We start from the raw sequence: 14208 nt of genomic DNA on the forward strand, positions 1-14208 counted from the left end.
GACTCAACACCGTCTTGCTCAACTATCCGCATAAACACCGCCTCGACGCGCCGCTAAACTACAACGGATGATCCCAAAAGTGAGTGATTATTTCTAACGTCTACTATATCTTGTCCTCTGCGCGTGGATACGGCCGTCCGGATCGCCGGCAGCGAAGGAGGCGGCGGAGCCGCCGACTCTCACCAAGGCCGTCCGGGACTACGGCCTCGAGCCCGACTTCACCTCCGGACCGGGCGGGTGAACACGGAGACACTCGCGGACGAAGGACAATCAACGCCACCGACCGGCACGTATACGTCGGCACGAGCGACGAGCACGCGTCGGTCGCGGGGGCCGCCGGCTGGGCGTACCGGGACGTCGTGGATACGGCCGCCGACGCCGAGTGGCGCCTTCAGTACGAGGCCTAAGAGTCGGAGTCGACCGTCGAGCGCCGTGACGACTGGCCCTGAGCGGAAGGGATTTGAGGGGGGCGGCCGCTCTAGGACGTATGGACATGCTCGTGGTTGCGACGGCGGCGCTCGTCGCAGTCGCCGCCGTACCCTACGTCGTGTACGTGGGCCTCTACGCCCTCGTGGCCCCGAGCGGGACGCCGGCGTCCACGGACGAGGCCGAGCCAACGGTGTCGATTCTACTGCCGACGTACGACGAGGCGGACATCATCGAGCGCAAACTCGCAAACCTCTGCGCGCTCGACTACCCCATGGAGAGGGTCGAGGTCGTGGTGGCCGACTCCTCCGACGACGAGACTCCCGCGCTGGTTCGAGACTTCTTCGCGGACCGCGACGCCCCCTCGCTCACGCTGGTCGAGAAAGAGTCGCGTGGGGTCGCACGAGCCATCAACAGCGCGATGGAGGCGGTGTCCGGCGAAGTAGTGTTCCGCACGGACGCCGACTCCGAACTCGCCGACGACGCCCTCCGCGTGGCGGCGGCGAACCTCGACGACACCGAGGTCGGCGCGGTCACGGGCCGGCAAGCGGACGTGCTTGGGGACAGCGAGGTGGAGCAGGACTACCGCGACATACTCTCGCGTCTCCAGACGCTGGAGTCCCACCTCGACTCGACGTTCATCTGCCACGGCCCCTGCTTCGCATTCGAGCGGGACGACTTTGTCCCCATCGCGCCCGACTCGCTCGCCGACGACACCGAGATCGGCGTGGGCGTCCGGCGGGGCGGTGACCGCGTAGTCATGGACCCCGAGATGCGGTTCGTGGAGTCGGGCGTGTCGTCGTTCACGGAGCGCCGCACCCGGAAGGACCGGCGGGCGATGGGACTCGTCCAGTTGCTCATGCGCAACCGCGACCTCCTAGGTCGCCACGGGCGCTACGGCCGCGTCGTGCTGCCGTTCAACTGGTGGTTCATGGTCATCTCGCCATGGCTGGCCGTACTCACGGCTGTCGTGGTCACGGCGGCCGCGGTGAGCGTGGCCGGGGCGTGGGGGCTGGCAATCCCGGTCCTCGCCGTGGCGTTCGGCTGGCTGGGCCAGTCGGACCGGCTCGGTCCGATCCAGCCGCTCCACGCCGTTGTGGACGCACAAGTTTCCCTGCTCGTCGCCCAGATCCGGCTGGTCAGGGGGGACGTGACGGGGACGTGGGAAGTGGATCGTGGCTCGCGGGAGGCGTTCGAGTGAGGGTCTGCCAAGTGGTCCCCCGGTATCCGCCGCAGACTGGCGGGGTGGAGACCCACGTCCGCGAGATCAGCGAGCGGCTGATCGCTCGTGGCCACGACGTCAAGGTGGTCACCGCAGACGCCGCTGCGAACGGCGACCGCCGGGAGACGAGGAGTGGTGTCTCGGTCCGTCGGTGTCGCGGAGTGGAGCCGGGCGGCGCGTTCCACGTTTCACCCGGCATTGCCCACGCCGTCCGCGAGGTCGACGCCGACGTCGTTCACGCGCACAACTATCACGCACTGCCACTGCTTTTCGCCACTGTCGCCGCCGGAGACGCCCGCCTCGTGACGACGCCACACTACCACGGCGGAAGCGCCTCGTCGATCCGTGACCGGCTGTTGACGCTGTACCGGCCGCTCGGACGCTGGGCGCTCTGGCGGGCGGACGCAGTCGTGGCAGTGAGCGACTGGGAGTGCGAGCGGCTAGCCGACGACTTCGGGGTGGAGGCGACCGTCGTCCCCAACGGCATCGATGTCGAACGTTTCCGTGACGCAGACCCGTTCGAACGGGAGCGTCCGTACCTGCTGACGGTAGGGCGTCTGGAGCAGTACAAGGGGGTCCAACACGTCATCCGGGCGCTCCCAGAGCTCCCCGACTACGACCTGCTGGTGGCTGGCATCGGCGACTACGGCGACCGCCTCCGCGAGGTGGCGCGCGAGGCCGAGGTGACCGACAGGGTAGAGTTCCTCGGATACGTCGCGGACGAGCGGCTCCCGCCGCTATACGCCGGCGCCGAGGCGTACGTCGCCCTGTCCGCGTTCGAGGCTTACGGGCTGACCGTTGGAGAGGCGTTGGCGGCCGGGACGCCGTGCCTAGTGCGTCGCGCCGGTGCCCTCGTCGACTGGACCGACTCCGACGGCGTGGTCGGCATCGATTCGGTCGGATGCGAAACCGTTGCTCCCGCCGTCGAGCGAGCGGTCAGCTGTACCGTGGGCAGAGCAAGCGTCGTCGGCTGGGACGAGGTGGTCGACCGTCTGCTCGACGTGTACGCGGAAGCAGAAGGTTAAGAGGCGGAGCCACGAATGGACGATTGTGAGTCCCGGCGTCCGCTCCGCGCTCCCCGATCTGGGAGCGCTCGCTCGCTCCGGCTATCGCACCGTCGTTCGCCGGGGAGCCGTCCGTGCGCTCGAAACGACCGGGTGGTTCCTCCTGGCCCGCTCGGACCTCCAGTCGTCCGCGACCGCATGTGTCACCGAATCCTTCCAGTACGACGGTGCGGAGACGTTCGACTGCCAGCCACCGGTCGGCGTACAGCCGCTCCCCGGGAAGTTCGAGACCGAGGTTGGCACGCGGACGATGCCGACCCCGTTCGTCTCGGTACTCCGCGACGTCGACCTGGTCGGCAAATGGGGGCTCACGGTCGCACCGGAGCAGCAGTACATCGTCGAGGAGGCGGAGGGGTCGGTGGGACGGCTGACGGACACCGTCGTGCGGACGGTCGGCCACGGACACCTTCCCCTCCACCGCGGTCCCGGCCGGGCGAGCACGACGCTCCCCGGGCCGGTGGCGAGCTTCGTGGGCCGGTTCGACGACGAGTTCTTCCACTGGTTCACCGACTATCTCCCGCGGGTGCTCGGGCTCGAGGCGTACGAGCGTCGCACCGGCGAGAAACCGGCCGTCCTGCTGCCCCCGGACCCGCCAGCGTGGCTGACAAACTCACTTGCGTGGGCGGGCGTGGAGGATAACAGGTGGATAACCTACCCGAGCGGTCGCGTCCACGTTGATGAACTGGTGGTGCCGTCGATGCGTCGCCACGCGTACGACGACGACTTGAAGGGGTGGAGCATCGTCTCGCCGGCGGCGCTGCGCGAGCTCCGCGACCGGATACGTGACGCGGTCGGGGCGACCCCGTCCTCGGACGAGCGCGTCTACGTCTCGCGCGAGGACAGCGACAGCCGACGCGTCGTCAACGAGGACGCGGTGCTCGACGCCCTCCGGGACCGCGGCTTCGAGCGCCACGTCCTCTCGGAGTACTCGCTCGCCGAGCAGGTCGAACTGTTTGCGGGCGCGGACGCCGTCGTCGGCCCCCACGGCGCGGGCTTGGTCAACACGATGTACGGCGACGACTTGACCGTCGTCGAACTGTTCGGCGACACGGTCAATCCATGCTACTACTCGATCGTCACCGGGCTCGGGTACGACTATAGCTACCTCCGCTGCGAGCCCAGCGGGGCTGACATGCGCGTCGACGTGGACGCTCTCAAGGAACTCCTCGCCGAAGTTCTGGACTGACTCGGCGGACGAGAGAGCGACACACCTTTACGCTGCCCCCGAAATCGAACGGACTGTATGGGCGTCGCGCGCTCGGGGATCGGCTGGCTCCTCGCCAAGTACGGCGCGCTGTTGCTCTCCTTCGGATCGGTGATGTACTTCACGCGGGCACTGGAGAATCCCACTACCATCCTGGGGCTCTTCCAGGTGTTCGAGGCCATCGTCGCGATGGCGATGCTGGTGGCGAGCAGCGGGCTCTCCACCGCGGTTACGAAGCGAATCAGCGAGCGGGGAAACGAGCGCGAACTGGTGGGCGCGACCGCGGTGCTGTCGCTGGTCGCGCTGCTCGTGTTGACGGTCGTGGGCCTCGCGGCGACCGACTACCTCCAGTCGTACTTCGAGATGGGGTTCGTCGTGGTGGCGCTCCTCCTCGTCACCATCTGGGCACACCAGGTGTCGGACATGGCGAAGGCCGTCCTGCGCGGCGCCTCACACGTGGGCCGCACCGGGGGCGTCGCGTTCGTCGAGATGGTTGTCCGGGTGGTCGCGCAGGTCGGCCTCGTTCTCCTCGGCTTCGAACTGCTGGGACTGCTGGCCGGCGTGGCCATCGGCGTCGTCGCGGCGGCGGTCGTATCTGTGGCGTTGGTTCCCTACGACCTGGCCCGACCCGCTCGGGCGCAGTTCGAGAGCCTGCTCTCGTTCACGAAGTACACCTACGTACAGGGGTTCGCGAACCGCGTGTACGCGAACGTGGACACGTTCGTCATCGCGGGCTTGCTCTCCAGCGAGGCCGTGTCGTTGTACAACATCCCGTTTCGCCTCACTATCGCACTCGAGACGTTTTCGATGTCTATTTCCTCAACGATACTGCCGGAGATCAGTCACAGCGACGCCATGGAGAATCCCGAGCGCGTCGAGGAAGTGCTCGAAGACGCGATAATCTTTGCAACCGTGCTGGCGATTCCCGCTGCCGTCGGCGTCGGCATCCTCGCCAGGCCGATCATCGTGACGCTGTTCACGGCGGAGTTCGCAGCCGGAGCGACGGTCGCCATCGTGGCGATGGCCATCCAGGTTCCGGAGAGTCTGCGGACGGTCTTCTCCAGCGTGGTGATGGGAGTGGACCGGCCGGACGTGACCCTCCGCGCGAACGTGTTGCTCATGACGGTCAACGTCGCACTCGACCTGCTCCTCGTGCCGACGATCGGCATCGTCGGTGCGGCGATCGGAACCCTGGTCGGCGTAACGGTGGCGACGGCCTACCTCGGCTGGTCACTCCGTTCGATGCTGGGTCTGGGGTTCCGATTCTTCCCGTTCGGCCCGATCGCTGCGCAGATAGCGTCTGCGGGCGTGATGGGGGGCGTCGTGCTGTGGCTCAGAAGCGTTCTCGCACTTCAGCCGGTCGTGGAACTCGCGGTCCTGGTATCGACCGGTGTCGCCGTCTATTGGACACTCCTCCTGAGCATCAGTCCCCGGACGCGCCAACGCCTGTGGGGCATCGCCGGGGACGTCCTCCCGATCGGGTAGTCAGGCGAGGAGGGATTCGAGCTCCTCCCGCATCTCCGTCTGGAGAGTCTCGTAGTCGAAGCGCTCCTCGGCGACGGCGCGTGCGTGGCGCTGGCCCGCCCGCAGTCGCTCCCGATCGTCGAGGAGAAGGCGGAGGTGGTCGGCCAGGCGCCCGGGGAAGGCCTCGTCCTTGATACCCTCGAACGGCAACACGCCGACGACGTCGTGGTCGAGGATCGTCTGGGCGTACGCGTGGTCGTCGACGATGGGGTAGGTCCCGGCCGCGAGGTACTCCGGGAGCTTCATCGTCGTCGTCATTTTGTCGATCGGGTGATCCTGCTTGGCTAACACGGTCGCATCGAGGGCTGCGAGATAGGCCGGCAGACGGTCGTGTTGCACGTGACCGGTCAGTATCAGCCGATCCGAGATGCCGAGTTCCTCGGCCCGCTCCCGGATGTACTTCATCGCGTCGCCGCTCCCCACGAGGACTCCCACTACGTCGTCGTCGTCATCGTCGAGTTCCGCGAGCGCGCGGAGGATCGTCCAGCCGTAGACGATGTCGTGTTTGTCCGAGCGATTGAACGTTCCGACCACCCCGACGGCGAGCGTGTCCTCGTCGAGGTCGAGCTCCTCCCTGACCTCGTCGTGTCCCTCGACGTCGGGCCGGAACTCGTCCACGTCCACGCCGTGGGGGACGCGGATGAACGGCTTGGATATCCCCTTCTTCTCCCGAAGGTAGTCCTCCTGGTACGGGGTCAGCGTCCAGACGGCGTCACACAGCCTGAGTGGCCCGCCCTCCTGTAGGCGTTCGACCTGCGTGCGAAGCCAGGCGTCCTCGGTGAAGTCCCGGTAGTACTGGTAGGTGAAGTCGTTGTGGAAGAACACGACGTCGGTCGACGGGAGAATCCTGCCGATGAGCGTCACCCAGAACGTCGCGAACCCCGACCCGACGACAACCGCGGCATCGGGGCGCTCCCAGAGGAATGCGGTCACGAACGCCCGCGTGGTGTCCAGCACGCTCCCCTCCCGGTCGAGTCGGGTGACGTCGTGGTGTTCCTCGACCTCCTCGAAGATGATGTCCACAAACTCCACGAAGAAGTACGGCTTCCGGTTGTTCAGGACGAGTACGTCGGCCATTGGGCGGGGTTGAACACCGAACGGTAAAACGATAGTGGAGTCGCAGCTACTCGCCCACCAGTCGCTCGAAGAGCGCGCGGTGCTCCTCGGCGACGCGGGCCGGCGTGAAGTCGGCGGCGCGTTCCCGTCCCGCGTCACCGAGCCCCTCCCGGAGCGACGAGTCGCGACAGAGCGCGAGCAGGTGTTCGGCCAGCGCCGACTCGTCGCCAGGCGGGAATAGCAGCCCGGTCTCGCCGTCTTCGATCACCTCTGCGATGCCGCCGACGTCGCTCCCGACGACGGGCGTCCCGAGCGCCATCGACTCGACGGTGATCCGGCCGAACGGCTCGTCCCACACCGAAGGGAACACGGTCCCGGTCGCGCCGGCCATCGCTTCGTACACCGCCTCCGGGTCGACCCGCCCGTGGAACTCGACCGCACCCGGGGCGACGTCGTCGGCGAGCGCCTCGAGACTCTCGTGTTGCGGACCGTCGCCGAAGGCGAGCAGTCTCGCGTCCGGGAACTCCTCGACGACCCGGCCCATCGCGCGCACTGCCGTCTCGACGCCTTTGGACTCCGAGAGGCTGCTCGCGGTGACGAACGTCGGTGCGTCAAAGTCCGCAGGGGCGACGTCAGTGTCGACGTCCACCGGGTTGTAAATAGTCTCCGTGTAGTCCGGCAACTCGACGCTCCCGGCGAACCGCTCCCGGATGTGGTCGGCGATGAACACCCCACAGTCGGCGGCGGCGAGCGCCGGCCGCTGGTGGCGGCGCTTGGCGAGCAGGTACGCCTTCACGCCCGGTTCCGTCAGCCCATCCCAGCCTTGGTGGGCGACGCAGTCGTTAAGTCGGTCGTCACACCCCGTACACCGCTCTCCGCCGACGTCGTAGATGCTGATAGGGCAGGCCGGCCAGAAATCGCGCACCGTCGCGACGGTCGGGGGCTCGACGTCGAGCCGAGAGAGCGCGAGCGCGCTTCGCCGGTGGTGCGCGTGGACGACATCGGCGTCCGCGGCCCGCGAGCGCGCGGCCCTGGCCAGGCGACGCTCGACCAGCAGGTCGACCGCGAAGTCCGGGAGGGAGTCGGCACCCGGCGGCGGATCGACGGGGACGACCTCGACGCCGTCGAAGTCGAGGCGTTTCGCGTCGCTGTCGTCGATTCCGACGACGGTGACCGCGTCCACGTCGTCCCGCACCGCGAGGCCCGACAGGATGGTCCGGGCGCTGATCTCAGCACCACCGACGTTGCCGAGGTGGTCGGTCAGGCCGAGGACGTGCATTCATCGACTGTGAGCGGGCTACGCTTTTAGCGGTACCGGAGGCACGGACCGGGCGAGCGGCCACCGGATCGGCCCGCCGCATCCTCGCGACGTGGTGGATTTATAGGGCAGAGGTCCCTCGGCCGGTGTATGAAAGCAGTCATTCCTGCGGCGGGACAGGGGACGCGGCTCTATCCCCACACGCACACGAAGCCGAAAGCGATGGTTCGACTGGCCGGGCGACCGATCCTCGGACACATCCTGGCAAGCCTCGACGAGACCGATATCGACGACGTCGTGATCGTCGTCGGCGGGACGATGCAGGAGCAAATCGTCGAGTACGCGACCCGGGAGTACGGCGAGCGCTTCGCGTTCACCTTCGTCGAGCAGGAAGACGCCGAGGGACTGGGCCACAGCGTGTACCAGACCCGCGAGGCGGTCGGGAGCGAGAGCATGCTCGTCCTCCTCGGTGACATGCTGTTCGAGCACGGCTACCGCGACTTCCTCACGGCCCACGAAGACAACGGCGAGACCGACGGCAGCATCGGCATCAAGCCAGTGGACGAACCCCAGCACTACGGCGTGGCCGAGGTCGACGGCGAGCGCATCGTTAGTCTTGTCGAAAAGCCCGACGACCCGCCGTCGAACCTCGCGATCAGCGGGGTGTACGTCATCGAGGACAGTCCCGCACTGTTCGACGCGCTCGGGCACCTCGTCGAGAACGACGTGCGCGGTGCGGGCGGCGAGTACCAGCTCACCGATGCGCTCGCTCGGATGATCGAGCAGGGCGCGACGCTGACCACCTTCGAGGTACAGGAATGGTACGACTGTGGCCGCCCCGAGACGCTCCTCAAGGCCAACCGCGTCCTCCTCTCGCAGGTGGAGACCAACAGCGCGGAGGAGCTCACGAACTCTGTGGTCGTGCCGCCGGTCGACTTCGGCAAGGATGTCACCGTCACCAACAGCGTCGTCGGCCCGAACGTCAGCATCGACGACGGCGCCGACATTGCGACGAGCATCGTCAGCGACGCCATCGTGGGCAGGAACGCCACTCTCGACCGCGTGAATATGGAGGAGAGTATCGTCGGGACGAACGCCGAGGTGGACGGGAAACCGACGAACCTCAACCTCGGGGACAACAGCAGCATCGACCTGTGAGGATGACGGAGACGCCGCACGCGGTCGTCACCGGCGGCGCGGGCTTCCTCGGCAGCCACCTCGTCGATTCCCTGCTCGCCGACGGCTACCGCGTCACGACCCTCGACAACTACGGCAGCGGCCGGCCGGCGAACCTCGCCCACGTCGAGAGCGAACGATTCGAGAGCCGCGAGCACGACGTCCGCGACGAGTTCCCCGACTTCGACCGGGTGGATGAAGTGTATCACATGGCCTCGCGGGCGAGCCCCGACGACTTCGCCTCCCACGCCGTCGAGATCGCGCTCACCAACAGCGAAGGGACCCGCAACGCGATCGAGTGCGCGCTCGCCCACGACGCGACGCTGTTGCTCGCCTCCACCAGCGAGGTGTACGGCGACCCCGAGGTCCACCCCCAGCACGAGGAGTACAACGGCAACGTCAACGTCCGCGGGCCGCGCGCCCCCTACGACGAGAGCAAGCGCTTCGGCGAGGCGCTCGCGGTGGCCTACGACCAGCAGTACGACGTCGAAGTCCGGACGGTGCGTATCTTCAACACCTACGGGCCCCGAATGCGGCCCGACGACGGGCGAGTGATCCCGAACTTCCTCTCGCAGGCGCTGCGCGGCGACGACCTGACCGTCTACGGTGACGGTACCCAGACCCGGTCGTTCTGCTACGTGGACGACCTGATTGCGGGAATTCGGGCCGTGGTGGCCGCGGACCGCGACGTCGCAGGTGGCGACGTGTTCAATCTCGGCAACACGGAGGAGGGGACGATCCTCGAACTTGCGAAGGCGGTGCTCGACGTCGTGGACACCGAGAGCGAGATCACCCACGAACCGCTGCCGCAGGACGACCCGGAGGTGCGGCGGCCCGACATCTCGAAGGCGACGGGCGCGCTGGAGTGGGAACCGAGCGTCGGGTTGGCGGACGGGCTGGAGCGGACGGTGGCGGCGTTCGAGGAGAGCGAGTAGTCAGTGGGAACGGGTTTCGACGGCAGATTCTAAGAGGGCATCGAGCATCGGAACCTGTGCTTCGACGCTGTACTTTTCCACGGCGCGTGACCGCGCCACTCGGCCGTACGCCGCGCGCTTCCCGGGGTCGTCGACGAGCGAACGGAGCGCCTCTGCGAGTGCCTCGGGCGTCGGTTCGTCGACGAGGACGCCACACCCGTCAAGCATGTCGGGGAGGTCGGAGATCGCTGTCGCCACGACCGGCTTCCCGAGTGCCATCGCGTCGAACACTTTGGCCGGAATCTGTCCATGGAGTCCAGCGGTCTGGCGCTGTGGTGCAGCCACGATGTCGGCCATCGCCACCCAGCGTGGCACCTCGTCGAAAGGCTGTGGGGGAACCGTGACGACAGCGTCGCCGCCGATCCGTTCGATGTCTTGAACGTACTCGGAGTCGTCGGCACCCACGACGACGACGGTCACGTCTTCTCTGTCGAGTGATCGAACCGCCTTCACGAGTTCGAGGACGCCCTTGTGTGGTCTCGGGGTCCCCGTGAACATTATCAGCACGTCGTCCTCGGGGAGGCCCGTCTCGCGCCGGAGTTCGGCCGAGTCGAATCGCGTCGGGTCGAAGACGTCGGTGTCGCGGACGTGGGGCAGCAACTCGCCGCCGAATTTCTGCTGGAGGAACCGATTCGACACGGTCACGCCGTCGGCGCGTCCGGTGAGCGACTCGGAGAGTAGCGTCGGGTAATAGGAATTGAGGTCAATTAGCTTCGGGATGCCGGTCGTGGCCGCTCGGAGCCGAGAGCGGTACGTGAGAAACAGCCCGACTTCCCAGTCTTCTATGTCGAGGAGGAGGGGCGTCCCAGTTCGTCGACGGTGGACGAGTCCGAGTCCGAAACTGGTGGCACGAGGTTTGCGTGCGTACACCACGTCGCCGGTCACGTTTTCGAGGATGTCATCGGCCTTCCGCGGGAACTCCCAGACGTAGGAACTCGTCTCGACACCGCGGTAGTCGTACTTGTCGGCCAGTGGTTCCCAGACGCTCGAATCGAATTTCGGCCCGACGATCTCGACTTCGTGGTGCCTATCGAGGACCATCGCCAGTACGTGCGTTCTTACGAGACAGTTATGAGAGAGGTCGAAAGCGAGGAGCGAGACGCGCATACAGTGGTAACTTGGATGGGACTGATTATATTTTCGGGAGCGGAACTACAACATATAGCTATTCGGATGTTCCTGTGCTACTCTTTCTGATCGCTTATCTCCGCCGTCAACACAGGAAGGTCACCATATGGAGATTCCTCGATTCGCTCTGAAACGATATCATACCCGCGTTCGTGCAGGAGCGCTCTCACGTCCTCGGCTGGCGCATCGTAGACGTGGTGCGTCTCGACGACGATTGCTTGAGGTTCGATCGACATGTGTTCAAGGATATCAATCTCTGCTCCCTCGCAGTCGAGTACGAGTACGTCACACGACGGGAGATCCCTGGGTTGGAGGATACTGGCATCGCTCGAATCTCCATAGACGTTTTTGTCAGTTCCAACGATGGCGTGCCGGACGTCGATGGTTTCCGCCGTTCGACTCAAAACAGCGGTCTCTCGCACCCGACTAACCTGTTCCTCACCACCCTCAAACACCGTTACATTCCCTTCCGGACCTGCCCTCCTCGCGGCATAAGTGCTGGCGACCCCATACCCACCGCCGACTACAACGACGTTGTCGCTGCCTCCCACTTGTTCTTCTATTCCTGATACAAGAGGGGCTTCGTATTCCGGTCGAACGTCGGTTCGGTCGAGGAGCCGAGGTTGCCTTACAGGAACACCATTAAACGAAGCAATCTTTCGAGGTAGGTGGGGACGTAGTAGACGGTTGTAGAACGTCTGAACGAATCGTGAGAGCATGTGATAGCCTGTAGTACTCCAGTTGGTGATAAAAGCGTGATGTCCTGTGAAGTATGGTGGACGATGACGGTCTCGTTTCGCAATGCAGATTGCTCTGGTTACCGGACTGCAATTTCGGCCGCTCACATCTCCCTGGCCGATTCAACCCCCGAAATACGACTCGAGATCATAGTAAATCCAGAAGAGCGGGTAGACGAGTGTGATAGGAAGGAGACGGAGCCTTAGATCTTTAACTGCGAGAAACGTGTCACGGGCCCCAATTCCTGCGTGAAACGGAAGACGTCGAAACAGGTGGCCGATCGAGTGCGGTTCGTTCCGGCCTCTGAACGCCCAGTTCCACTTGCCGCGAATTGCCTCCGGAACAGTGTCCGTTCGGTTATGTTCACCGCGTGCTCTTGGAATGTAGCGCAGTCCGTAACCAGCGTCGGTTAGCCGTTCTCCGAGATCGACATCCTCGTAGTTCGTCCGATACTGCTCGTCCCAGCCACCAACGGCCCTCAACGCATCGACATCGTACAGCACGTTCGCACCGATCAACCAGCCAAGATCCTCTCCACGCGGTTCAGAACCGAAGTTAGATGAGTAGTAGAATGCTCTCCACTCGTCACCGAGCGTATCTACTCGCTCCTCCACGCACCCGGCAACCGCGACGGCGTCTGTGGTAGATATCTCTTCAATCAGATGAGTCAACCAGTCGGGATCTACGACCACGTCCGCGTCGATCATCGCCAGCCCCTCCGTCTCCGTGTGTTCCAGCGCGGTGTTTCGGGCGGCTGCCAGACCCCTGTTCTCGTCGTGTTGAATCAACTCGATGTCCGGCGTATCTCGAATCACCTCGGCCGTCTCGTCGGTCGACCCGTCGTCGATACAAATGACTCTCCCGGGGGAATCGTCTAGGTCAGCAACCGCAGAAAGGGTCTCCGGGAGTACGTCTGCGACGTTATAACAGGGGATTGCGAGTGTAACGTCCACCGGCTTCATGAGTTATATAGATAAAGTCACTACTGATAGGGTTATCTATCTCTCACACGATTCTACTCAACAAAGCGGTTTTGGTACCAGCTAATTATTATCTTTTGTCGCGTACCAGTGGAGAGGGAGAGCGTCATCTTCCAAATCGAATTCAAAAAGGTCTCCGTCGAATCCGTATACGTCGTAACCATACTCAGTTAATATGCCATATAAATCATGAACCGTGGCCCCGTGTTCGCTGAGACGGTCGCCCCGTTTGCCCGTCTGTGAGGAGTGTACCTCGATTAGCCAGGTAATGCGATGGTTTTCTAGCGAGTCGCTTGCACCTTTTAGGACTTTGAATTCTGCCCCCTCGACATCGACTTTGACGAAATCGGGGGCACCGTACTCCGCCACTAAGGAATCGGTAGTAGTCGATTTGACAGATACTGAGCCTTCTTTCAGGTTCTCGCTGCGGGCTAACGAGTGGGTTCCCCCACCCTCCGATCCTTGGTATAGTATTGCCTCGCCTTCTTTCTGTGACACCGCGACATTGTGTGTTCGTATGTTGTCGAAGCTGTTTGACTCGATGTTATCATTCAATATCCGGTAATTGTTGGGTTCTGGCTCGAACGCACGCACCAACTTAGCCCCGTCCGCGGCGTAGAGACTTAAGAAGCCAATATTTGCACCAATATCCCAGAAAACCGAACCCTCAGAAGTATCTCTGATGAAACCTTTCGTTTGATCTTCCCACATTCCGATGCCCTCCGGGGGGACATACATCGAGAAGTTCTCAAACTCATATGTCCCGGAGAGATATTGGTTGTAGACACGCCGTACCGTTTTCGTTTCAGACAGCAGTCCTCCGGAAAAACCATTTATGGCCTTCCCTATTCTTCTAATTATAGATTTCATAGTGTGGGTTTCTGGCCATCCATTATTGTGCTCTATTGAAAATGCGGTACGGGAGCGGGATCATAGTGTTTTGGCGAGCTTCTTGAGGTTGTTGAGGGCGAACGAGAGGATGATCTCACGGAACTGTCGGTACCAGAATTGCGAACGCAGGGCGGAGTCCTGCGTTCGCTTGACCGTTGAGTAGGATGTTTCCGACATCCACCGCTGTGTATAGCCCTTTGCCCGGATCAGCGCGTTGTTAGCTGCTGCCTTCGGGGTCGATCCACGGTACTGAATGAGGTAGTCCACATCTAATGCTGCGATCTCGTATTCGGTGTGCCAATCTTGAAATCCGTTATCGGCAGCGACGGCCCGCAGGTCGTCCGCGTTCCGGCGGACGACCCGCGGGCCAGCCTTCGTATCGTGCTCATGCTTGATACAGCAGTGAACGTCCAATACCGCCAGCGACTCTGTATCGGTCAATGTCGTCGCCTTGACCGTCTTTACTGTTCGTCCTTTCCGCTGACAATAATACTGGGAAGCGTTAGATCGCTCGAAGAACGTGCTGTCGAGGGCAACGTGGCCGGATTGCGGGTGTTGCTGCGCTGA

The 14208-nt window shown here is 63.9% G+C and carries 14 protein-coding genes; 7 read left to right on the top strand and 7 right to left on the bottom strand.

Annotation, left to right across the window (positions count from 1 at the left end; translation table 11 throughout):
• Positions 1-83 precede the first annotated feature (83 nt).
• The 5 genes from N5096_RS16575 to N5096_RS13840 all read left to right on the top strand — a co-directional run bounded on the left by N5096_RS16575 (position 84) and on the right by N5096_RS13840 (position 5401).
• Positions 84-407, top strand: coding sequence for a DUF7124 domain-containing protein (locus N5096_RS16575; protein ID WP_425493576.1), 324 nt, complete (start codon positions 84-86; stop codon positions 405-407).
• Positions 408-487: 80 nt separating this feature from the next.
• Entirely contained in the window at positions 488-1627 is a 1140-nt protein-coding gene (locus N5096_RS13825) for a glycosyltransferase (RefSeq protein ID WP_267665402.1), read from the top strand.
• Positions 1624-2673, top strand: a complete 1050-nt coding sequence (locus tag N5096_RS13830) for a glycosyltransferase family 4 protein (protein ID WP_267665434.1) — start codon at positions 1624-1626, stop codon at positions 2671-2673. Before N5096_RS13825 ends, N5096_RS13830 begins: the two co-directional genes overlap by 4 nt.
• A gap of 25 nt (positions 2674-2698) precedes the next feature.
• Positions 2699-3898, top strand: a complete 1200-nt coding sequence (locus N5096_RS13835; RefSeq protein ID WP_267665403.1) for a glycosyltransferase family 61 protein — start codon at positions 2699-2701, stop codon at positions 3896-3898.
• Between the two features lie 57 nt (positions 3899-3955).
• Positions 3956-5401, top strand: a complete 1446-nt coding sequence (locus tag N5096_RS13840) for an oligosaccharide flippase family protein (protein ID WP_267665404.1) — start codon at positions 3956-3958, stop codon at positions 5399-5401.
• Here the strand turns inward: N5096_RS13840 and N5096_RS13845 are convergent, their stop codons facing one another.
• On the bottom strand, positions 5402-6517 hold the full coding sequence (locus N5096_RS13845; protein WP_267665405.1) for a glycosyltransferase family 4 protein: 1116 nt from the start codon (positions 6515-6517) through the stop codon (positions 5402-5404).
• Between the two features lie 46 nt (positions 6518-6563).
• Positions 6564-7775 carry a glycosyltransferase family 4 protein gene (locus N5096_RS13850; RefSeq protein WP_267665406.1) on the bottom strand — a complete coding sequence of 404 codons (1212 nt, stop codon included), beginning with the start codon at positions 7773-7775 and terminating at the stop codon, positions 6564-6566.
• A gap of 129 nt (positions 7776-7904) precedes the next feature.
• Here N5096_RS13850 and N5096_RS13855 point away from each other — a divergent pair, with 129 nt between their 5' ends.
• Together N5096_RS13855 and N5096_RS13860 are read left to right on the top strand one after the other, a co-directional pair.
• A complete protein-coding gene (locus N5096_RS13855; protein WP_267665407.1) occupies positions 7905-8912 on the top strand; it encodes a sugar phosphate nucleotidyltransferase in 1008 nt (335 codons plus the stop codon).
• 2 nt (positions 8913-8914) lie between these two features.
• Positions 8915-9865, top strand: a complete 951-nt coding sequence (locus N5096_RS13860) for an NAD-dependent epimerase/dehydratase family protein (protein WP_267665408.1) — start codon at positions 8915-8917, stop codon at positions 9863-9865.
• On the opposite strand, the gene N5096_RS13865 is transcribed toward N5096_RS13860, so the two are convergent.
• The 5 genes from N5096_RS13865 to N5096_RS13885 form a co-directional block, all read right to left on the bottom strand.
• Positions 9866-10789, bottom strand: a complete 924-nt coding sequence (locus N5096_RS13865; RefSeq protein WP_267665409.1) for a glycosyltransferase — start codon at positions 10787-10789, stop codon at positions 9866-9868.
• Positions 10790-11088: 299 nt separating this feature from the next.
• Positions 11089-11751 carry an FkbM family methyltransferase gene (locus N5096_RS13870; RefSeq protein WP_267665410.1) on the bottom strand — a complete coding sequence of 221 codons (663 nt, stop codon included), beginning with the start codon at positions 11749-11751 and terminating at the stop codon, positions 11089-11091.
• A 141-nt stretch (positions 11752-11892) separates the two neighbouring features.
• Positions 11893-12732 carry a glycosyltransferase family 2 protein gene (locus tag N5096_RS13875; protein ID WP_267665411.1) on the bottom strand — a complete coding sequence of 280 codons (840 nt, stop codon included), beginning with the start codon at positions 12730-12732 and terminating at the stop codon, positions 11893-11895.
• Between the two features lie 81 nt (positions 12733-12813).
• Complete coding sequence (locus N5096_RS13880; protein WP_267665412.1) at positions 12814-13620, bottom strand: FkbM family methyltransferase; 807 nt, start codon at positions 13618-13620, stop codon at positions 12814-12816.
• Between the two features lie 60 nt (positions 13621-13680).
• Positions 13681-14208, bottom strand: a 528-nt coding sequence (locus N5096_RS13885) for a transposase (RefSeq protein ID WP_267665413.1), incomplete at its 5' end; no start/stop codon positions are given.

This window comes from Halorubrum yunnanense (assembly GCF_026586675.1).
Lineage (GTDB): Archaea > Halobacteriota > Halobacteria > Halobacteriales > Haloferacaceae > Halorubrum > Halorubrum yunnanense.